17 protein-coding genes are annotated in these 21405 nt (G+C 74.0%); 2 read left to right on the top strand and 15 right to left on the bottom strand.

The genetic code is table 11. The features are described 5' to 3' along the window. Positions 1-326: 326 nt before the first annotated feature. The 3 genes from ACFPP6_RS28575 to ACFPP6_RS28565 all read right to left on the bottom strand — a co-directional run bounded on the left by ACFPP6_RS28575 (position 327) and on the right by ACFPP6_RS28565 (position 4251). Positions 327-1769, bottom strand: a complete 1443-nt coding sequence (locus tag ACFPP6_RS28575; RefSeq protein WP_382048268.1) for a GuaB1 family IMP dehydrogenase-related protein — start codon at positions 1767-1769, stop codon at positions 327-329. A gap of 200 nt (positions 1770-1969) precedes the next feature. Then, positions 1970-2941, bottom strand: coding sequence for a LysR family transcriptional regulator (locus tag ACFPP6_RS28570; RefSeq protein ID WP_382048265.1), 972 nt, complete (start codon positions 2939-2941; stop codon positions 1970-1972). A 53-nt stretch (positions 2942-2994) separates the two neighbouring features. After that, positions 2995-4251 (bottom strand): MFS transporter, encoded by a 1257-nt coding sequence (locus ACFPP6_RS28565; RefSeq protein WP_382048262.1) that lies wholly within the window; start codon positions 4249-4251, stop codon positions 2995-2997. Positions 4252-4320: 69 nt separating this feature from the next. Here ACFPP6_RS28565 and ACFPP6_RS28560 point away from each other — a divergent pair, with 69 nt between their 5' ends. Further along, on the top strand, positions 4321-4923 hold the full coding sequence (locus ACFPP6_RS28560; RefSeq protein ID WP_382048259.1) for a CGNR zinc finger domain-containing protein: 603 nt from the start codon (positions 4321-4323) through the stop codon (positions 4921-4923). A 71-nt stretch (positions 4924-4994) separates the two neighbouring features. Here the strand turns inward: ACFPP6_RS28560 and ACFPP6_RS28555 are convergent, their stop codons facing one another. From ACFPP6_RS28555 to fmt, 10 genes are all read right to left on the bottom strand, one after another. Next, positions 4995-6101 (bottom strand): prephenate dehydrogenase, encoded by a 1107-nt coding sequence (locus ACFPP6_RS28555; RefSeq protein WP_382048256.1) that lies wholly within the window; start codon positions 6099-6101, stop codon positions 4995-4997. 75 nt (positions 6102-6176) lie between these two features. Continuing rightward, a complete protein-coding gene (locus ACFPP6_RS28550; RefSeq protein WP_382048253.1) occupies positions 6177-7859 on the bottom strand; it encodes an FAD-binding oxidoreductase in 1683 nt (560 codons plus the stop codon). Continuing rightward, positions 7856-9409: a CoA transferase gene (locus tag ACFPP6_RS28545; protein WP_382048250.1), complete on the bottom strand. Its 1554-nt coding sequence runs from the start codon at positions 9407-9409 to the stop codon at positions 7856-7858. Before ACFPP6_RS28545 ends, ACFPP6_RS28550 begins: the two co-directional genes overlap by 4 nt. Then, positions 9406-10254, bottom strand: a complete 849-nt coding sequence (locus tag ACFPP6_RS28540) for an oxidoreductase (RefSeq protein ID WP_382048247.1) — start codon at positions 10252-10254, stop codon at positions 9406-9408. The genes ACFPP6_RS28545 and ACFPP6_RS28540 overlap by 4 nt, the downstream gene beginning before the upstream one ends. 51 nt (positions 10255-10305) lie before the next feature. Then, entirely contained in the window at positions 10306-11481 is a 1176-nt protein-coding gene (hppD, locus tag ACFPP6_RS28535) for a 4-hydroxyphenylpyruvate dioxygenase (RefSeq protein ID WP_382048244.1), read from the bottom strand. Positions 11482-11614: 133 nt separating this feature from the next. Beyond that, positions 11615-12835: a cytochrome P450 gene (locus ACFPP6_RS28530; protein WP_382048239.1), complete on the bottom strand. Its 1221-nt coding sequence runs from the start codon at positions 12833-12835 to the stop codon at positions 11615-11617. Between the two features lie 334 nt (positions 12836-13169). Beyond that, positions 13170-14159, bottom strand: coding sequence for a sugar-binding transcriptional regulator (locus ACFPP6_RS28525; protein WP_173864883.1), 990 nt, complete (start codon positions 14157-14159; stop codon positions 13170-13172). Positions 14160-14311: 152 nt separating this feature from the next. Next, positions 14312-14998 carry a ribulose-phosphate 3-epimerase gene (gene rpe, locus ACFPP6_RS28520; RefSeq protein ID WP_058047774.1) on the bottom strand — a complete coding sequence of 229 codons (687 nt, stop codon included), beginning with the start codon at positions 14996-14998 and terminating at the stop codon, positions 14312-14314. A 435-nt stretch (positions 14999-15433) separates the two neighbouring features. Then, the gene (locus ACFPP6_RS28515; RefSeq protein WP_382048237.1) at positions 15434-16858 is read right to left on the bottom strand and encodes an RsmB/NOP family class I SAM-dependent RNA methyltransferase; all 1425 of its coding nucleotides are present in this window, start codon (positions 16856-16858) and stop codon (positions 15434-15436) included. A 52-nt stretch (positions 16859-16910) separates the two neighbouring features. Further along, positions 16911-17846: a methionyl-tRNA formyltransferase gene (gene fmt, locus ACFPP6_RS28510; protein ID WP_382048234.1), complete on the bottom strand. Its 936-nt coding sequence runs from the start codon at positions 17844-17846 to the stop codon at positions 16911-16913. 270 nt (positions 17847-18116) lie between these two features. On the opposite strand from fmt, the gene ACFPP6_RS28505 reads away from it, so the two are divergent. Then, positions 18117-18626, top strand: coding sequence for a hypothetical protein (locus tag ACFPP6_RS28505; RefSeq protein WP_382048232.1), 510 nt, complete (start codon positions 18117-18119; stop codon positions 18624-18626). Positions 18627-19020: 394 nt separating this feature from the next. On the opposite strand, the gene ACFPP6_RS28500 is transcribed toward ACFPP6_RS28505, so the two are convergent. Next, positions 19021-21177 carry a primosomal protein N' gene (locus ACFPP6_RS28500; protein WP_382048229.1) on the bottom strand — a complete coding sequence of 719 codons (2157 nt, stop codon included), beginning with the start codon at positions 21175-21177 and terminating at the stop codon, positions 19021-19023. 101 nt (positions 21178-21278) lie between these two features. Beyond that, positions 21279-21405 (bottom strand): methionine adenosyltransferase domain-containing protein (locus ACFPP6_RS28495; RefSeq protein ID WP_382048548.1); only part of this gene is annotated, 127 nt, incomplete at its 5' end.

Genomic DNA, 21405 nt, shown 5'->3' with positions numbered 1-21405 from the left:
TCCGCGGCGATACCCGGGGCGCGCCGACATGGCAGAGCAATCCCGTAGCGAGGGGTACCGCCGAGCAAGCGGTACCCGCCACTCCACGTTCTGCGCAGACCCTACGAGGTCAGGGCCCACGCTCGTAATGCACCATTCTTGCGTATGCCCGGCTGATCATTGCGTCCGGGTGGCCAGAACAGGTGATCGTTGCACGTCACATTATGAATCGGTACATGGGGCGCAAAAAAGGGGCGCGACCCGGCGAACCGGAACACTCCCCCGGAAAACACGAAAAAGGGGCGCGGTCCGGATCGGACCGCGCCCCTTCTCAGGGCCGTGCGGGATTACTGCCAGCTGGCGTGCAGCGGCTTGCCCTCGGCGTAGCCGGCGGCGCTCTGGACGCCGACGACGGCACGCTCGGCGAACTCGGCCAGGGAGCCGGCGCCCGCGTAGGTGCAGGAGGAGCGGACACCCGCGATGATCGAGTCGATCAGGTCCTCCACGCCCGGGCGGGCGGGGTCGAGGAACATGCGCGAGGTGGAGATGCCCTCCTCGAACAGACCCTTGCGGGCCCGGTCGTACGCGGACTCCTCGGAGGTGCGGTTCTGGACCGCGCGGGCCGAGGCCATGCCGAAGGACTCCTTGTAGAAGCGCCCGTCGGCGGTCTGCTGGAGGTCGCCCGGGGACTCGTAGGTGCCCGCGAACCAGGAGCCGATCATCACGTTGGACGCGCCCGCGGCCAGGGCCATGGCGACGTCGCGCGGGTGACGGACGCCGCCGTCGGCCCACACGTGCTTGCCGTACTTCTTCGCCTCGGCGGCGCACTCCAGGACGGCGGAGAACTGCGGGCGGCCCACGCCGGTCATCATGCGGGTGGTGCACATGGCGCCCGGGCCCACACCGACCTTGATGATGTCCGCGCCGGCCTCGATGAGGTCGCGCACGCCGTCGGCGGCGACGATGTTGCCCGCGACGATCGGGACCTGCGGGTCGAGCGCCCGGACGGCCTTGATCGCGGAGATCATCGACTCCTGGTGGCCGTGCGCGGTGTCGATCACGAGCGTGTCCACGCCCGCCTCGAGCAGCAGCTTGGCCTTGCCCACGAAGTCGCCGTTGATGCCGACGGCGGCGGCGATGCGCAGCTTGCCCTCGGCGTCGGTGGCGGGGGTGTAGAGCGTCGCGCGCAGGGCGCCCCGGCGGGTCAGGATGCCCGCGAGGCGGCCGTCCTTGTCGACCGCGGGGGCGAGCTTGCGGTGCGCGGCGTCGAGCTGGTTGAAGGCCTCTCGCGGGTCGATGTCCGCGTCGAGGAGGAGCAGCTCCTTGGACATGACCTCGGACAGCTGGGTGAAGCGGTCCACGCCGGTCAGGTCGTGCTCGGTGACGACGCCGACGGGGCGGTGGTCCGCGTCGACGACGACGCCGGCGCCGTGCGCGCGCTTGGGCAGCAGCGACAGCGCGTCGGCGACGGTCTGGGAGGGGCTGAGGACGATCGGGGTGTCGAGCACGTGGTGGCGGCTCTTGACCCAGGAGATGACGTCGGTGACGACCTCGATCGGGATGTCCTGCGGGATGACGACCAGGCCGCCGCGGCGGGCGACGGTCTCCGCCATGCGGCGGCCGGCGATCGCGGTCATGTTCGCGACGACGAGGGGGATGGTGGTGCCGGTCCCGTCCGGCGCGGAGAGGTCCACGGCCTGGCGGGATCCGACCGCGGAGCGGCTCGGCACCATGAACACATCGTCGTACGTCAGGTCGTACGGCGGCTTCTGGTCATTAAGGAAACGCATACTGGCTCTCTCACCTGCGGTTTTACGTACAGAGCGGGTGGGGAGTCAGACCGGGCCGACACCGGATCGGGCTGAGGTTCCTGGACCCATCATCCACGATTTCCGGTCGCCGTGGCGAACTGGCGTCGCATTCTGTGACTTCGGCCAAGCGGCCCGGGCGCGCCCTGTGGCTTCGCCCGAGCCGCCCGGCTTGCCCGTTTTTACGCGGTGGCGGTGCCGGAGAGCTCCACCCCTGCCAGATCCGTGTACTGCACGCCGCGCGGCGTGCGGTGGCTGCCGACCAGCTGGTGGCTGTTGGAACGGGCCACGGTGAGGAAGTTGTCCACCACCAGCGACCGGGTGGCCCGGCGCCAGGCCACGGCGATCTTCGTCACCGGGACGGGCCCGGTGAAGCGGCGTACGGCCATGCCGTGCCGGACGAACCGCTCGGCCACCCGCCGGTCCATGACGGCCACGGCCGTGCCCCGCTCGACGAAGGCGCACACGCTCTCGTAGTCGGGCTCCTCCTGGACGATGTGCGGCGAGACCTCGCCCCACACCTGGCCGACGATGCGGTCGTACAGCTCCGGCGCGAGCTTCCTGGGCCACATCACGAGCGGCTCCTCCCGCAGCTGCTCGCGCGTGATGCGCAGGGAGGAGGCGAGGCGGTGGCCCGAGGGGAGGACGGCCACCAGCTCCTCCTCGGCGAGGACGAAGGAGTCGACCTCGGGGCAGCTGGCCTCCTGCCGGATGAAGGCGACGTCGACCCGGCCGTCGCGCAGCATCTCGATGTTGCGGGCCGAGCAGCCGGAGTCGGTCTCCACCCGGACGGCCGGGAAGCGCTTGCGGAACTCCTCGACGATGTCCTGCTGCCCGAGGGACGCGCCGGAGAGGCTGTAGGCCAGGCCGATCGAGCCGGCCCGGCCGGTCGCGACCTCCTGCAGGCGGGCGGTGAGGTCGTCGCAGAGGGAGAGGATGCGGTCCGCGCCCTCCACCAGCTCCCGGCCGGCCTCGGTGAGTTCGGCCCCCTTGGCCCCGCGGCCGGTGATGAGATCGACGCCGACGTCCTTCTCCAGGGCCTTGACCTGTTGCGACAGTGCCGACTGCGTGATCCCCAGCGATTCGGCCGCCCGTCCGAAGTGGAGCTCTTTGGCGAGCACGACGAAGTATTTCAGGCGTCGCAGGTTCATCATGTGGCCCGGATCCCCCTTTGTGGCGCTGTGTGCCGATGAGTTGGCCCCGGTCGTCAGGGGCGGCTGTCCACCGCTCCGGCGGACGTCTGCGGCGCGGCCGTCACCGTGGCGGCGGCGCTCACCGCCGGGCGGGCGGCCCGCGCGCCGATCGCGAGGACGACGAGGGCGAGTACCTCGAAGCCCGCGCCGGCCAGCGGCAGTTGGCGCAGGTGGCCGGCGTCGGCGAAGAGCCCGCCCACCACGGCCGCGGCGGTCTGCCCGATGTAGACGGCGCTGTTGTTCAGCGCCAGGAGCATGTCCCCGTTCTTCCCGCCGATGGCCAGCAGGCGGTGCTGGATGAGCGGGAAGCTCGCCCAGTGCACCAGGCCCCAGACGGTGAGGCCCACCGCGGCGCCGACGACGGAGTGCAGGGCGAGGGTGAGCGCCGCGAGGACGGCGGCGAGCAGGGCGACGGTGGCGGCGAGGCCGCGGGTGGAGTCGACGCGGTCGGCGAGCCGGCCGCCCCCCATGACGCCGGCGAAGCTGCCGATGCCGAACAGCAGGAGCAGCCAGGTCCGGTCCGCGTCGGCGGCGCCGCTGACCTTCTCCAGCACGGTGCCGAGGTAGGTGTAGACGACGAAGGTGCCGACGACCCACAGCGTGGTGGTGAGCATGGCGGTGGGGGCGCGCTTGATGCGCACGGCGCCCAGGCGCTCGCGGACGCCCAGGCCCGCGTTGCCCTCCACCGACGGGATGCCGGCCGCGGCGCCGAGCGCCGTGACGAGGGCGAGCAGGGCGACGAAGCCGAACGCCCAGCGCCACGAGGAGAGCTCGCCGATGGCGTTGCCGATCGGGACGCCCAGGGCGATGGCGCTGGTCATGCCCGCGTAGACGATCGCGAGGGCCCGCCCGCGCCGCTCGGGCGCGGTGATGCGGGCGGCGACGGCGGAGGCGGTGGAGGCGTAGAGCGCGGCGGACGCGCCGGCGACGACGCGGCTGAGGAGCAGCACCGCGTAGTTCGGGGCGAACGCCGAGAGGGCGTTGCCCACGGCGAAGACGATGAGCACGGCCAGCAGCAGCGTGCGCCGGTCGAGCCGGGAGGTGACGCTGGCCAGGATCGGGGCGGCGACGGCGTAGGTGATGGCGAAAACGGTGACCGTCTGGCCGGCCGCGGCCGTCGACAGGTCCAGCTCGTCGCCGAGCGCGGGCAGCAGCCCGGACACGATGAACAGGTCCGTGCCGATCGCGAACATGCCGAGGGCCAGGAGCCAGACCTTCGCCGCGCCCGCCCACCCGCCCTTCGGCGCTTGCGCCGCTGCCTGCTGGGTCATCGCACAACCTCTTCCCCGGTTGCTAACCGGTAGTACGGTTACTCGGTCCGCGTAACCTATCATGGGGTTATGGCTGTGGAACAGGTGCAAGATCGCCAAGTGCCGGAGCGCTGGGTCTGGTACGGCGGGCGGCTGAGCGTCGACTTCGTCAACACGCTCCGGGACCGCTTCAAAGGCGGCCGCGAACTGCTGGTGGGCCCCGGCGACCTCGCCGAGTGGTTCGCCGAAGCGGGCGTGACCCCGCAGGACGTCGCCGTGGACGACGCGCTGCTGCGGGAGGCCAGGGAGCTGCGCGAGGCCATCGACGCCGGGTACCGGGCGAGCGTCGCGGACGAGCCGTTCCCCGAGGCCGCGGCCGGCACGATCAACGTGTGGCTGGCGCGCCTCGGCGAGCACCCCTCGCGCCTCGACGTGCAGGACGGCACCGCCGTCTTCCGCACGGACACCGCGCCGTCCGACGCCCGCCGCGCGCTGTGCCGGATCGCCGTCGACGCCGCGACCCTGCTCGGCAGCGGCGACACGCGCGCGCGGCTGCGCATCTGCGACGGGCACAACTGCAGCGGCCGCTTCGTCGACAAGTCGGTGGGCAGGCGGCGCCGCTGGTGCTCGATGGCCATCTGCGGGAACCGGGCGAAGGCGGCACAGCACCGCAAGGCCCGGTCGGCGCACTGACCCCTCCCCACGACAGAGCGGGGGCGGACCGGATGAATCCGGTCCGCCCCCGCCCGGCGTCGGTGGGTGGGTTACGGCATGGCGCCCGTCAGGACGCGCCGGTCGGCCCGGGCCGCCTCGAAGCCGTCCCGTACGAGCCTGCGCAGCACGTCCTCCGCACTGAGCGGCGCCACGCCCAGCTCCACCTCCAGCCCGGAAGCACCCCCGCTGCGCGGCGACACGTCGTCCGCCCCGATACCGAAGTCGGCCACCGAGGCGAGCATCCGCGCCAGCTCCCCCGGCCGGTCCCCCAGGGCCACCCGCAGCCGCACCGGGCCGGCGGCCTGCGCACCGCCGCGCCCCTGGATCGTGCCCATCCCGGCGATGCCGCGGTCGAGGAGGTCGACCAGGCGCGCGAGACCGGGCGAGGGCTCGCCCGCCGGGGCGGCCGACAGCTCGTTGAGCGCGGCCAGGAGGTCGGAGAGGTCGGTCTGGAGCTCCCGCAGGACGCCGGCCACGGCGGCGGCGTTGGACTGCAGGATGTCCCCCCACAGGCGGGCGTCGCCCGCCGCGATGCGGGTGACGTCGCGCAGCCCCTGCCCGGCGAGCCGGGCCGCCTCGCGCGGGGCGTGCTGCAGGCGCGCGGCCATCAGGCTGGCCACCACGTGCGGCACGTGCGAGGTCAGCGCCACGGCGCTGTCATGGGCCTGGCTGCCCATCAGCACGGGCACGGCGCCGCACAGCGCGATCGTCTCCAGGGCCCGGTTGAGGGTCTCCTGCGAGGTGGCCTCCGACGGGGTGAGCACCCACGAGCGGTCCTCGAAGAGGTCCGCCCGGGCCGCGAGCGGCCCCGACTTCTCCCGGCCGGCGAGCGGGTGGCCGCCCACGTAGGAGGAGGCGTCGGCGAGGCCCGCCAGGGCGTGCCGCTCCGGCGCGGCCTTCACGCTCGCGACGTCGGTGTAGGCGCGGGCGAGGCCGCGCAGCTGCTGCTCGGCGAGGACCGGGCCGAGCCGGCCGGGCGGCACCGCGAGCACCGCCAGGTCCACCGGCCCGGCGGGGGCGGCCAGCACCCCGGCGCCCAGCGCCGCCGCGGTCCTCGCCGCCGTCTCGTCCTCGTCCATGAGGTGGACGGTCACGCCGTGGCGGCTCACCGCGAGCCCCACGGACGTGCCGATCAGTCCGGTGCCGACTACTGCCATCGTGCGAATCACGGGTTCACGCCCTCTTTCGGATGGAGCCGGTGAAGCCCTGTCCGGCGCGGTGCCGCGCCCGGGCTACGGGGTGGCCGGCAGAGCGATGGACTGCGGGTGCCGGAAGACGTTCCCCGGGTCGTACGCGGCCTTGACCCGCTGCAGCCGCGGGTAGTTGGCGCCGTAGTAGAGCGTCTGCCACGGCACGCCGGACCGGTTGTGCGCGGGGTCGGTGATGTCGGTGTCCGCGTAGTTGATGTAACAGCCGTCCGTGGCCGGGCCCGGGACGGGGTAGCCGCCGGTCGCGGCGAAGACCTCCGCGTAGGACTCGCGGGTCCAGCGCACGTTCGCGTCGTCGTCGGCCCGGTCCGCCCACATCGACTGGAACAGGGCCTTGAAGACGGAGTCGCGCTGGGCGGAGGCGGTGTCCCCCGGCCGCGCCGCGTTGATCCGCCCGCCGAAGGACAGCAGCGAGACCATCGAGCTCGGGTTGCGCAGGTCGGTCCGGGTCAGGTGCCGGCGGACGGCGGCGATCTGCCCGTCGGTGAAACCCTTGCGCATGTACGCGGACTTGTGCGCGCCGCGCAGGGTGGGGTTGACGAGCGCCGCGTTGTTCGTGCCGAGGAACTTCGTGGCGGTCAGCCACGGCAGCCGGCGCGGGTGGAAGAGGTCCGGCATCGGGGGGTTCTCCCCCACCGGGGCCGTCAGCGGCCGCGCCGCGCCCTTGCCCAGGGAAGCGGTGACCGAGGCGACGTAGTCGTGGAGCAGCCGCTCGGCGTCCGGCACGCCGGCGTCCATCTGGGTCAGCAGGCTGACGGTGCCGTTGGCCTGGTGGCACAGGGTCAGGAAGCTGCACAGGGAGGCGTAGGGCGAATCGGCACCCGCGTTCTTCTCGTGCCACGCGCCGTAGTTGCGCACCAGGCCGGTGAATGCCTTCTCGTCCAGCGCGCTCCACGGCAGGGCCAGGGCGCTGACCAGCACCTCCTTCGGCGGGTGGATGAGCTGGCCGGCCGGGTCGGCGCCCCGGGCGCCGGGCGAGCGGAACCAGTAGCGGGTGATGACGCCGAAGTTGCCGCCGCCCGCCCCGGTGTGCGCCCACCACAGGTCCCGGTGCGGGTCGCCCTCCTCGCGCGTGGCGACGACGGCGCGCGCCCTGCGGTCGGCGCCCACGACGACGACCTCGACGGCGTACAGGTGGTCCACGGTGAGCCCGTGCTTGCGCGAGAGCATGCCGTAGCCGCCGCCGCTGACGTGCCCGCCGACGCCGACCGAGTGGCACCGGCCGCCGGGAATGGTCACGCCCCAGCCCTTGTAGAGGGCCTCGTAGACGTCGAGGAGGGTCGCCCCGGCCTCGACGCAGAACGCCTTGCGCCCGGCGTCGTAGGAGACGCCGTTCATGGGCGTCATGTCGATGACCGTCTGCACCTGCGGGTTGAAGACGAAGTCGGCGTAGCAGTGCCCGCCGCCGCGCACGGAGATCCGCTTCCCGCCGTCGACGGCGTCCTGCACGGCGCGGACGGCGTGCTCGGTGGTGGCGACGAGCCGCACCGTCTCCGGCCGGCCCACCCAGCGGGCGTTGTTGCCCACGACGAGGTCGCCGTAGCGGGGGTCGCCGGGGCCGACCGTCACGGCCGGGAAGCCGGACCCGCCCGCGGGGCTCCCGGCGGGAGCGGCGGCCGCGGCGGGGCGGGCGGCGAGCGCGCCGGCGGTGCCCGCCGCGGCCGCCACGGTCCCGGCGAGGAGGGACCTTCTGCTCGGGCCGGTCATGCGGTCCTCCTCCCGTCTGGCAGCCACTCGGGCCGGGAGGAGCCGCGCGGCACGAGGACGTGCCGGTAGCTTCCGGGCGTGGCCGACATCCGGACCTGGTCCGTGACGCCCTGGTAGGCGCCGAGCGGGGTGTCGGCGGTGAAGGTCTCGGGGTCGAGGTAGAGGTGGCGGGGGCTCGCCCCGGCGACCTGGTGGGCGTAGTCCCGGTCGAAGACGCCCATGCTCAGGATCCACAGGGCGGCCCGGACGAGCGAGACGTGGACGCGGTAGCTGCCGCCCTCCTGCGCGCGGCGGTTGAGCGCCTCGACGACGCCCACGGTGGTGAGCCAGGAGGTGATGTAGTCGTTGACGACCTGGACGGGCGGCAGCTGGGGGCGCTCGCCGTCGCCTTCGAGGTTCATGATGCCGACGAGGCTCCCGGCCGTCTGGTCGAAGCCGATCCGGCCCGCCCACGGCCCCGTGCGCCCGGCCAGGGAGTTCGTCGCGTAGACGATGCCGGGGCGCGCCGCGGTGGCCTCCTCCTCGGACAGGCCGATGCGCTCGAGGTAGCCGGGGCGGCGGTTGGCGTAGAAGACGTCCGCGTCGCGCAGGAGGGTCCGCAGGCGCCCGGATCCCTCGGCGGCGTACGGATCGAGGTAGGTCGAGCGGACGCCGACGTTGGCGCTGATGTAGCTGCGCTCGTGCTCCAGCTCGTCCGGCCGCCACAGGTTCAGCACGTCGGCCCCGTGCAGGGCGAGGGCCCGGCCGACGCCCGCGCCGGCGATGACGTGGCCCATGCCGAGGGCGCGGATGCCGGAGAGCGGCTGGGCCGCGCCCGGCGGCAGGGGCTCGGGGTCGCTGTCGCCGATCTTCTCGATCTCGATGAGCGGGGCGTGGGCGAGGACGTCGCGGTACTGCGGCTCGGCCAGGAACTCACGGGTCTCCCGCAGCATCGCCATGACGATGCCGGCGGCGTTGCCGGCCTCCTCCAGCTCGCGGGCGTCGCGGGCGGCTATGGCGGCGGCCACCGCGTCGGCGTCGTCCGGGACCCCCAGGAACCGCTGCGCCTCGACCTTGATCTTGGGGTACATGTTCTGGGGCATCATCCAGCGGCCGTCGCGGCTGCGGTAGAAGGCCCAGCCCAGGGCGTTGCTGGGGTTGGAGGACTCGCTGAGGGGGCTGCCGTTGATCAGCTCCCACTTGCGGTCGTAGAAGGGGCACAGCCGGTGCGGCGCCACCCGCAGGTCCATGGAGATGTCCTGGCCCGGCCCGCCGCGCAGCCGCCAGAGCTTGGCGACGGCGGCGGACTTCGCGACGAGGGCGATGCCGGCGGCCGCGCCCAGGCGCAGTGTGGAGGGGACGACGGGGTCGGCGCCCTCGAAGGTGATGGCGCCGCCGGTGTCCGCGGCCGTCATGCCGACGCCCGCGAGGACGTCCTCCAGTGCGGCGTGGACGTCGAAGGCGTCGTCGGTCGCGGGCGCGGCGAGGGCCTTCTCGATCCGCTCCGTGAGATCGCCGGTGGTCCGGCGGGCGGGATCGCCGGTGGCGCTGCCGGTGGGGTCGTCGGTCACGCCCGGGCCTCCGCGGTGTCGTGATCGGTGGACAGGGCGACGTGCCGCCATGCCGCGAGCTCGCCGGTGACGTGCGCGAGCTTGGCCTCGATACGGGCCACGCTGTCGCTGCCGAGCGGCAGTCGCAGCGGGGGCTCGGCGCTGTGCGCGAGGGCCACGACGGCCTGCGCGGCCTTGACCGGGTCGCCGGGCTGCCGGTGGTTGGTCCGGGCGAAGTCGGTGCGGCGGGCGCCGGCGGTCTGCGCGTAGTCGTCGATGGTGTGCGCCGCGGGGCGCAGGCTCGACGGGTCGAAGAAGTCGGTGCGGATCTGGCCGGGTTCGACGACCGTGACCTTGATGCCGAGGGCGGCCACCTCGGCGTGCAGGGCCTCGGTGATGCCCTCCAGGGCGAACTTGCTCGCCCCGTAGATTCCCGAGCCCGCGCCCTGGGCGAAGCCGCCGACGGAGCCGATGTTGATGACGTGGCCGGCGCGCTGGGCCCGCAGGACGGGCAGGACGGCGCGGGTGACCTTGAGGAGACCGAAGACGTTGGTCTCGAACAGGGCGCGGACCTCGTCGTCCGAGGTCTCCTCGACCGCCCCGACCACCCCGTACCCGGCGTTGTTCACCAGCACGTCGATCCGGCCGTAGTGCTCGGCGGCACGGGCCGCGGCGGTCCGGGCCTGCTCCTCGTCCGTCACGTCGAGCGGCAGGACGAGGAGGTTGCCGGAGGCGTCCGGCACGGTGCCCGTGAAGGCGCGGGGGTCGCGGACCGCGGCGACGACCCGGTCGCCGTGGGCGAGCGCGGCCCGGACGAGCTCCAGGCCGAGGCCGCGCGAGGCGCCGGTGATGAACCACACCGTCATGTGATCAGCTTTCTCCAGAGGTGGTACGGGGTTGCCGGTTCGCGGGACGGGTCAGAGGTTGCCGCGCAGGGCCTGCTCCCGCTCGATGGCCTCGAACAGCGCCTGGAAGTTGCCCCGGCCGAAGCCCTTGGCGCCGCGCCGCTCGATGATCTCGAAGAAGACGGTGGGGCGGTCCTGGACCGGCTTGGTGAAGATCTGCAGCAGGTAGCCGTCCTCGTCGCGGTCGGCGAGGATGTTCAGCTCCCGCAGCTCCTCCACGGGGACGCGCATGCCGCCGATGCGCTCGGCGAGGACGTCGTAGTAGGCGCCGGGGGTGGTGAGGAACTCCGCGCCGGCCGCCTGCATCGCGCGGACGGTGCCGACGATGTCGTCGGTGGCGAGGGCGATGTGCTGCACGCCCGGGCCGCCGTAGAACTCCAGGTACTCGTCGATCTGCGACTTGCGCTTGCCGATGGCCGGCTCGCTGACGTTGAACTTCACCTTGCCGCTGCCGTCGCCCAGGGCCTTGGACATCAGCGAGGACAGCTCGGTGGCGATGTCCTCGTCGGTGAACTCCTGGATCTGGGTGAAGCCCATGACGCGCTGGTAGAACTCGATCCACTTGTCCATGGCGCCGAGCTCGACGTTGCCGACGACGTGGTCGATGAGCTCGAACAGCGGCTCGCTCTGCGGGCCGAAGCGCCCGGGCTCGACCGCCTCGTAGCCCGGCAGGTAGGGGCCGTGGTAGCGGGTGCGGTCGACGAGGGTGTGGACGGTGTCGCCGTAGGCGGCGATGCGGGCCAGCACGACCGTGCCGGACCCGTCGGTGAGCTCGTACGGCTCGACCAGGCCGTGCGCGCCCCGCTCGACGGCGCGGGCGTAGGCGGCGCGGGCGTCGGGGACCTGCAGAGCCACGTCGGTGACGCCGTCGCCGTGGGCGGCTATGTGCTCGGCGAGCACGCGGCCGGCCTCGGTGTGCGGCTGGACCGGCGAGGTGACGACGAAACGGACGCCCTTGGACTCCAGCACGTAGGAGACGGTCTCGGGCGTGCCGGTCTCCGGGCCGCGGTAGGCGGTCACGCGCATGCCGAACGCGGTGCGGTAGAAGTGCATCGCCTGGCGGGCGTTGCCCACGGCGAAGACGACGGCGTCGTTGCCGAGGAGGGGGAACGGGTCGGCGGCAGGGGCGGTGGGAGGGGCAAGAGGGGCGGAAGAGGGGGCCGCGAGGGCCGTGGACGCAGCGTTCATCGGTCGTTCCCGTCTCTTTCGTGGGGGAAGAGGAGTGGAAGAGGAGTGAGGGTGAAGGACGGCGGGGCCGGGTGCGGGCGGCGCGGGCCGATGGGCCGGGCGGCGCGGGCCGGTCAGCCGCTGTTGCGGGCGGTCAGCCGGTGATGCGGGACCAGGTGACGGGCAGGGCGTCGAGCCAGCGCACGACCATGCCCTGCTTCCAGCTCAGCTCCTCCTCGGGGACCGCGAGCTGCAGGCCCTCCACGCGGCGCGCGAGCGCGGCGATGGCGACCTGCAGCTGCATGCGGGCCAGGTGCGCGCCGGGGCAGAAGTGGGCGCCGAGACCGAAGCCCAGGTGCGGGTTGGGGCCGCGCTCGAAGTCGAGCTCCTCGGGCGAGGAGAAGACGTCCCGGTCCCGGTTGGCCGCGCAGATCGAGCCGACGACGGCCTCGCCCGCGCGCACGACGGTCCCGCCGAGCTCGACGTCCTCGGTCGCGTAGCGGGGGAACATCGTGGAGGTGTGGAAGGGGGTGTAGCGGATCAGCTCCTCGACGGCCGCGGGCACGAGCCCGGGGTCCGTGCGCAGCCGCTCGAACTCCTTCGGGTGCTGCATGAGCACGAGCACGAAGTTGGCGAGGGTGAGCACGGTGTTCTGCACGCCGGGGGCGAGCAGGCGCACGGCCACGAGCACGAGCTCGTCCTCGGTGAGCCGCTCCGGGTCCTCGTCCCGGGCCTGGATCATGCCGTTGAGGAGGCTGTCGGTCGGCTCGTCGCGGCGGACGGCGACCAGCTTCGCCATATAGCTGTGCAGGTTCCCCATGTATTCATTCATCTTCGCCGGCGGGAGCGACGTGGTGGAAACCACCGCCTGCGACCATTCCTGGAAATCCGCGCGGTCCTCGAAGGGGACGCCGAGCAGTTCACAGATCACCGTGACGGCGAGCGGGTTGATGAATTCGGCCATCAGATCGGCCGGGGATTCCTTGCGGGACAATTCGTCGAGCAGTTCGTCGGCTATCCGCTCGGTGAGCGGACGCAGCCGCTCGGTCTGCCGCGGGGTCAGGCCGGCGTTGGCGACCCGGCGCAGCCGGGTGTGGTCCGGCGGGTCCATCGACAGCAGCCCGCGGTCGACGACCTCCTCGCCGATCCGCGGCTCGTCCCGGTGGAGCGTGGCCGCCCGGCTGAAGGTGTTGTCCGTCATCACCTTGCGAATGTCGGCGTAGCGGGTGGCCAGCCAGGCCTCGTCCCCGTAGGGCAGCTGCACCCGGCTCAGCGGCTCGTTCTCCCGGAGCTCCGCATAAAGCGGGCACAATTCGAGTCCGGCCGGCTCGCCGAATGGGTAGGACCGCACCTGGAGTGTCTTGTCGTCATTCACCTTCAGGACGTCCTTTCCGGAAGAGGCTGCGCACGGAAATTGAGTCTGCTGAGGCAAATTTGTAGTGTCAAGCTATCTTGCCTACTCACACTATTCGGGTTTGCTTATCTTCGCAGCTGGAATCGGCTGCCGGGGTAACCGGAGGCCGCTTCATGACCTCGGTCACACAAAGAAAAACCGGACTGCCGACCGGTGAAATCACCAATGGAATGCAAAGTTCCGCCCTGCGTTTTCACAACGCCGAAATAGGAAAAGGAAAAAGCGGGCGGCGTGCCCCCGGCACGCCGCCCGCTCACTCCGTCTCCCGCGGGGCACGGATCCCCGCTCCCGCCCGCTACGCGCCGTCCGGATCCGCCCGGTCCAGCGCCGGACGCGGCCCCGGGCCCGTCTCCAGCAGCAGGTGGTCCGCGGCCGCGGTGTCCGTCACCAGGCTGGTGACCAGCCCGGAGCGCAGCACCGCACCGATCGCCGCCGCCTTGCGCAGCCCGCCCGCGATCGCGACGACCTCCGGAATGCGGCGCAGCCGGTCGGCCTCGACCGTGATGCAGCGCTCGCCCAGGTCACGGCCGATGCGGCGGCCCTCGGCGTCGAAGAGGTGCGCGGACATCTCCGCGGCGGCGCCCAGGGAGGCGTAGTGGGCCCGCTCCTCCTCGGTGAGCATGTCGTAGACGGTCGAGATGCCCGGCGCCCACGAGCCGATGGAGACGGCCGCGACGGTCACCTTGTCGAAGTAGTCGAAGGCGCGCGCGATGCCCGTCTGGCCGCGCAGCGCCGCGGCCGTGGCCGGGTCCGGCAGCAGCATCGGCGCGTAGATCGGGTGCGCCTCGCCGCCCGAGACCTGCGCGGCACGCCGCACGGCCTCCACCGAGCCGCGCTCCGCCGTGCCCGCGTCGTAGACGCCGGTCAGCTGGACGACCGTGCACGGCGGCAGCCGGTGCAGCGCCGCGGCCATGTGAATGGTCGAGCGGCCCCAGGCCAGGCCCAGCACGTCGCCCTCGTGCACCAGCTCGCCGAGCAGGTCCGCGGCCACCTCGCCGAGGTTCTCGGGGTCGGGCGCGTCGTCCGCGGCGTCCGCCGGCGACTCGACGACGACCGCGTGGCGCAGGCCGTAGCGGGCGCGCAGCGCGTCGGAGCGCTCCGCGTCCAGCTCGGCCGGGACCCTGATCTCGATCCGCACGAGATCGCGTTCGAGCGCTGTCTCCAGCACCCGGGCGACCTTGAAGCGGCTCACGCCGAACTCCTCGGCGATCTGGATCTTCGATTTGCCCTCGAGGTAGAAGCGGCGGGCCATGGCCGCCGCCTGCACCAGCTCGGCGGGCCCCATCGGCGTGGCTGAACGGCCCGTCGACACCACCGTCTCCTCACTGTTTTCACGCTGTTCGTGCTTGGACTCCACCGTCATCCTGTCAGAAACGGCGGTCCTTGATCAGACCTTGACCTTCGCGCTCAGCATTTCGGGCGAGCGCGGCACCCCGCTCAGTGCCCGCAGGCCCAGGCCGCACCGGCCGTGGCACGCTCCGCCTGGGCGCGCAGGGCCCGTACGGTCGCCGCCGGGTCCTCCGTACCGTAGACGGCGGATCCGGCCACGAACACGTCCGCGCCGGCCTCCGCGCACCGTTCGATCGTCTCCGCCGAGACCCCGCCGTCGACCTGCAGCCACATCTGCAGGCCGTGCCGCGAGATCAGCTCCCGCGTGCGGCGGATCTTCGGCAGCATGATGTCCAGGAACGCCTGGCCGCCGAAGCCGGGCTCGACGGTCATGATCAGCAGCATGTCCAGCTCGGGCAGCAGGTCCTCGTACGGCTCGATCGGCGTCGCCGGCTTCAGCGCCATCGAGGCCCGCGCACCCTTCGCCCGGATCTCCCGCGCCAGCCGCACCGGGGCGGCCGCGGCCTCCGCGTGGAAGGTCACCGAACCCGCGCCCGCCTCCACGTACTGCGGTGCCCAGCGGTCCGGGTCCTCGATCATCAGGTGGCAGTCCAGCGGGGTGTCCGTGGCCCGGCTCAGCGACTCGACGATCGGCACGCCGAGGGTGAGGTTGGGGACGAAGTGGTTGTCCATGACGTCGACGTGGAGCCAGTCGGCGCCCTTGACCGCCTCGGCCTCGTCGGCGAGCCGGGCGAAGTCGGCGGACAGGATGCTGGGGTTGATCTGCGCGGCCATGCCTTAAGCCTGCCATGTCCGCTGCGCGGCGCTGACACGGGCTCCACCGGTGCGGCGCCCTCCGCACCCCCGGGGCTCTCCCCGGGCCCCGGCCCCGGGGCCGGAATGAAGAGGCGGTGCCTCTTCACTTGTATGCCGCCGCGGCAGCGGCAAGAAGAGGCGCGGGCCTCTTCGGCACCCGCTCGCAGCGGCGGGCCGAAGCAGCGCAGCCGCTTCACATGTCTCCGCCGCAACGGCGATCAGCCACCGCGGCGCGGACCGGCGGTGCCACGACCGCTCCGCCGTGGGCCACGGCCGGAGGCCGGCCCCGGCTCGCGACGACGGGCCGAAGCGGCGCAACCGCTTCACTTGCCTCCGCCGCAACGGCGATCAGCCACCGCGGCGCGGACCGGCCGTGCCGGACCCAGCCGCTGGGGCGGACCCGGAAGCCCGCCGCTAGGCGGTGCGGCGGAGGAGGGCCAGGTACATCGCGTCCGTGCCGTGCAGGTGCGGCCACAGCTGGACGTCCGGGCCCTCGCCCAGGGCCGGGACGCCCTGCATGTACGGACGCGCGTCGATCCACTCCGCGCCGACGCCCTCGCGCTTGAGCACGTCGTCGACGACGGCCTTCGTCTCGGCCGGGTGCGGCGAGCACGTCGCGTACCCCACGACACCGCCGACCCGCACGGCGCGCAGCGCCTCCCGCAGCAGGTCGCGCTGGAGGGGGGCGAAGCCCGCCACGTCCTCGGGGCGGCGCCGCCAGCGCGCCTCGGGGCGGCGGCGCAGGGCACCGAGACCGGTGCAGGGCACGTCGACGAGGACGCGGTCGAAGACCCCCTCGCGCCACGGCGGGCGCGTGCCGTCCGCGGCGATGACCTGGTACGGGCCGGGGTTCCCGGCGAGCGCACGCCCGACCAGGCGGGCCCGGTGCGGCTGCTTCTCGGAGGCGAGCAGCGCCGCCCCCCGCTCGGCGGCCAGCGCACCGAGGAGCGCCGCCTTGCCGCCGGGGCCCGCGCAGCCGTCGAGCCAGCGCGCGTCCGGCCCCTCCAGCGGCACGGAGGCGAGGGCGAGGGCGACCAGCTGGCTGCCCTCGTCCTGCACGCCGGCGCGGCCCTCCGCCACGGCCTCCAGCGCCCCGGGCTCCCCGCCCTCGGCGAGCCGCACGGCGTACGGGGACCAGCGGCCGGGCAGCGCCGACTCCTCACCGGCGGCCGCCAGCAGCTCGTCCGTGGTGGAACGCCCCGGCCGGGCGACCAGCGTCACCTCCGGCCGCTCGTTGTCGGCCTCCAGCAGGTCCTCGATGCCGGCGCGGCCGCCGCCGAGGGCGTCCCACAGGGCGGAGACGACCCAGCGCGGGTGCGCGTGCACCACGGCGAGGTGCTCCTCGGGATCGTCCTCGTACGGCGGGGCGACCTTTTCCAGCCACTCCTCCAGATCGTGCGCGGTGATCTTCCGCAGCACGGCGTTCACGAACTTCGCCCGGCCGTCGCCGAGGACGACGCGCGCCAGCTCGACGCTGGCGGAGACCGCCGCGTGCGGCGGGATGCGCGTCCCGAGCAGCTGGTGCGCGCCGAGGCTCAGCACGTCCAGGACCGGCGGGTCCACCTCGCGCAGCGGCCGGTCGACGCACGAGGCGATGATCGTGTCGTACGTCCCCTGGCGGCGCAGCGTCCCGTAGACCAGCTCCGTGGCGAGCGCGGCGTCGCGCGCGTCGAAGTCGCCCTTCTCCCGGGCCTTGCGCAGCAGCGGCGGCAGGACCAGGTTCGCGTACGCGTCCCGCTCGTCGACCGCCCGCAGCGCCTCGAAGGCGAGGATCCGCACCGGGTCCTTCTTGGGCCGGCGGTAGGGCTTTGCGGGGCGGCGGGCGGGACGGTCGTTCACGAAATGTGCTCCGGGGCTGGGGTGGCGAAGGTGTCCAGCCTACGCTCTGCCCTCAGGCCGCGCCGAGCCGCTCGCCTGCGGCGATACGGACCCCTCGGGCCCAGTCGGCGGCCTTCATCGGCTTCTTGCCCTGCGGCTGGACCCACTGCAGCTCGACGGCGTGGGAACCGGTCCCCACGTGCACCGAGTTCTTGGCGGCGGCGATCTCGCCGGGCGCGAGAGCGTCCTGGGCGGGGGCGGGCACCACCGACATGACCTTCAGCCGCTCGCCGCGGAAGAGCGTCCAGGCGCCCGGCGCCGGGGCGCACCCGCGGACCACCCGGTCCACGCGCAGGGCGGGCGCGGACCAGTCGATCCGGGCGTCCTCGACATTGATCTTCGGGGCGAGGGAGACGCCCTCGGCGGGCTGCGGCACGGCCTTGAGCGAGCCGTCCTCGATGCCGTCCATGGTGGCGGCGAGCAGCCCGGAGCCGGCGAACGCGAGCCGGGTCAGCAGGTCGCCGCTGGTGTCGGTGGGCCGCACCTCCTCGGTGACCACGCCGTAGACGGGGCCCGAGTCCAGGCCCTCCTCGATCAGGAAGGTGGAGGCGCCGGTGACCTCGTCGCCCGCGAGGATCGAGTGCTGGACCGGGGCCGCGCCGCGCCACGCGGGCAGCAGCGAGAAGTGCAGGTTGACCCAGCCGTGCACGGGGATGTCCAGGGCGGCCTTCGGCAGCAGCGCGCCGTAGGCGACGACCGGGCAGCAGTCCGGGGCGATCTCGCGCAGCCGGGCGAGGAAGTCCTCGTCGCGCGGGCGCGCGGGCTTGAGCACCTCGATGCCGGCCTCCTCCGCGCGCTCGGCGACGGGGCTCGCCACCAGGCGGCGGCCGCGGCCGGCGGGGGCGTCGGGCCGCGTGACGACGGCGACGACCTCGTGGCGGTCCGAGGCGAGCAGGGCGTCGAGGGCGGGGACGGCGACCTCGGGGGTACCGGCGAAGACGAGCCTCATGGGTGGCGAACTACCTCTCCTCGAGCGCCGAGCGGAACGGCCCACCAGTCTAAAGGGCCCGGCCCCGAGGGGGCGTACGGATTGTCACGCGCCTCATTCCGGCGGATGTGCGCCCCCATACCGTGACCCGGCGGCCAATGGCGCGTTGTGGTCAAGAGAGATTGACCGAATCGGGCCGCATCCGCGGCCCTCTGTCCGTTGCTCGTCGACTGACGCGTCAACTCTCGTCTTTTTCCGTCCTTTTACCCCGCCGGTCCGAGAGGCTTCTTCATGGCCGACCACGCAACCCACGACGCCCAGGCACGGGCCAGCCTGCATCTGTTGGTCCGGGACATCGAGCGGGTCCGCAGGCAGGTGGACGCCCTGCGCACCCTCACCGCTCAGCTGGGCAACGTCTACCGCCCGCGGCGCACCGGCCCCTCGGCCGGCTTCGTCGTCTACGGGCGGGCACCCGCGCCGACCGTACGGCTGGCGCAGGAGTTGCGGGACAGCGTCGAGACCCTGGTGACGGCCGCGGTCGACTTCGACCGCTCGCTGGGCTTCTCGTGGGACGCGGTGGGCTCGGCCCTCGGGGTCACCAAGCAGGCGGTGCACCGGCGTTACGGGGCGCGCCGTGCCAACGGGCAGGGCACGGCGGAGGCCGCGGAGGCGGTGCGCACCGCCGAGCCGGCGCCGGTGCCGGTGGTCCCGGCGGCCCGCACGGTCCCCGGCCAGGCGCCCGCCCCCGCCCACCGCGAGGAACAACGCCCCCCGGCCTTCCCCGGCCCCCGCAACGGCTAGCCCTGCGGGCGGCTCCCAGGACGACGGGCCCGGGCCCGGGCCGGCATCGCCGGGCACGTTGCCGGGGGTTGCTCGCCGGGCCCCCACTCCCGCCGCAGCGGCGAGCAGCCGCAAACGACGCATCCGGCGGTGCCGGGCCCGCCTCAGGTCGCTTCGGCACCGCCGAACCCCGCCATCGGGGTTGATCGCCATCGCGGCGGATTCAAGGGGCGAAGCCCCGAATCCTGCGTGCCACGCGCCGGGCCCCCCGGCTCGCGCTGTGGCCTGGTGATGGGGGCGCCGCCCCCATCCCCTCCGCCGCAACGGCGCTCAGCCCACCGCGAGGTGACCGGCGGTGCCGAGCCGGACCGCGGGCGACGCGGTCGCACCCCCTCCGGAGGCGCCCGGCGAGCCGTCAGCCGATGTCCGGTGGGTCGACGCGCAAGCGCACCGGTTCGCCGTCGCGGCGGGCGAGCCGGGCCGCCTGGGCTGTCTTGAGGGCGGCGGCGAGTGCCGCCCCCCGCCCGGGGCGGACCCGGAGCAGGGCCCGCTCCCACCGCTCCCCCGGCGGCGGGTCGCCGGGGCGGCGCGGGCGGCCGGGGGCCGTCACGGGCAGCGGCACCGGCCCCAGCACCTCCGCGTCCTCCGGCAGCTCCGCCGCGGCGAGCAGGTCGGCGACGTCCTCCGGCGGGCCGGTGACCGAAGCCATCCGGGACACCGGCGGGAAGCCGAGCTCGGCGCGGTCGGCGAGCTCGCGCATCGCGTGCCCGGCGGGATCCCAGCGCACGAGCGCCTGGACGGGCCGCAGCGTGGGCTCGGCGACCACGACGACGACCCCGCCCTCCGCCTGCCCGCGCACGAGCGCGGCCGCGGACAGCCAGCGCCGCAGCGCCTCCTCCCCCGCCCGCAGGTCGGGGAAGCCCAGCAGGGCCCAGCCGTCCAGGAGCAGCGCCGCGGCGTAACCCCCTTCGGCGACGGGCTCCGCGCCGGGCGTGGAGACGACGATCGCGGGCCGGTCGGGCACCGTGTCGAGGATGTGGTCGCGCCCGGAGGTCCGTACGGGCACGGACGGGAAGGCCCGGCCGAGCTCCTCGGCGGTGCGTCCCGCGCCCACGACCCGGGCCCGCAGCCGGGAGCCGCCGCACTCCGTGCAGTGCCAGCCCGGGGGCGCCTCCTGCCCGCACCAGCCGCACCGCAGCGCACCCTCGGCGCCGCCGGCCTCCAGGGGGCCGGCGCAGTGCCCGCACCGGGCGGGCTCGCGGCACCGCTCGCAGCCGAGGCGGGGCACATAGCCGCGGCGGGGCACCTGGACCAGCACCGGCCCGTGCTTGAGGCCCTCGCGGGCGGCCTGCCAGGCGTGGCTGGGCAGCCGGGCGGCACGCGCCGCCGCGTCGCGGGCCTCGTCGGAGTCGCCGACGGTCCGCACGGCGGGGGCGACGGCCCGCACGGTCTCGCGGGCGGCGGCGAGCGGCAGGGCCCACCCCGTGTTCACCAGCTGGGCGGCCTCCACCGTGCAGCCGAAGCCGCCGAGCAGGAACGCGGCCTTCTCGTGCACCGCGCGCTGCACGAGCACCTCGCGGGAATGCGGGTGCGGAGCGTTCTGCGCGCTGTGGCTCCCGTCCCCGTCGTCCCAGACGGCGACGAGCCCGAGGTCCCGCACGGGCGCGAACATCGCCGCCCGCGTGCCGACCACGGCCCGCACCGAGCCCCGGCTGACCGCGAGCCAGCGGCGGTACCGCTCCTCGGGCCCGAGCTCGGCCGTCAGCAGCACGTGCCGGCCCTCCCCCAGGAGCTCCCCGAGGGCGGCGTCGACGCGCGCCGCGTCCCGCCCGTCCGGCACGACGACCAGCGCGCCGCGCCCGGACGACAGCGCCGCCGCCGCGGCCCGCGCGAGCTCCTGCGGCCAGTGCGGGCCGGGCAGCGCCGTCCACACGGCCCGCGGGGCGTCTCCCCGGGCCACGGCGTCGAGGAAGGCGGGCCCGGTGGGATACCGCGCCCAGCTCCCGGGCTCCGGCACCCCCGGCGGAGGCAGCGGCGCGGGCGAGGGCTCGGCCTCGATGCGGGCGTGCCGGGGCGGGACGGCCAGCTGCAGCACGTCGGCGAGCGAGCCGGCGTACCGGTCGGCGACCGACCGGCAGAGGTCGTAGAGGGCGGGGCCGAGCACCGGCTCCGGCGAGAGGACCTGGGCGATCGCGGCGAGCGGCCCCTGGTAGTCGGACTCGGCCACCCGGTCGACGATGTACCCGTCGAGGAGACCGCCGCCCTCGCGGCGGCCCCCGCGCACATTGCGCGTCCCGGCGCCGAAGCGCACCCGCACCCGCACCCCGGGCCGGGCGTCGGCGTCGAGCTCCTCGGGCACGGCGTAGTCCCACAGCCGGTCCAGGTGGACGGGCCCCTTGTCCACGAGCACCCGCGCGACCGGCAGCGTCTTGGCCAGGGGGGCGTTCCGCCACGTGCGCGGCTTGGCCTTGGGCGCCTTCGCCTTGGCCTCGCGCACGCTCTCCCGTATGAGCGCGAGCTGCTCCCCGTGCTCCGGAGGCTTGCCCTGGGACCGCCCGTTCTCGCTGCTCACAGCCACAGTCCTACCAGACGCCACTGACAACGCCGGGCGGGCCGGAGTTCCGGCCCGCCCGGCGTTCAGGACGGCAGTGATCGGGGCGTACCCCGGGGTGCCTAGAGGCCGGCGGCCTTCTTCAGGGCCTCCACGCGGTCCGTGCGCTCCCACGTGAAGTCCGGCAGCTCACGGCCGAAGTGGCCGTACGCGGCGGTCTGCGCGTAGATCGGACGCAGCAGGTCCAGG

It is taken from the genome of Streptomyces aureoversilis (assembly GCF_042657885.1).
In the GTDB taxonomy this organism is placed as follows: Bacteria; Actinomycetota; Actinomycetes; order Streptomycetales; family Streptomycetaceae; genus Streptomyces; species Streptomyces aureoversilis.
This window is presented reverse-complemented; position numbering and strand designations above follow the sequence as displayed.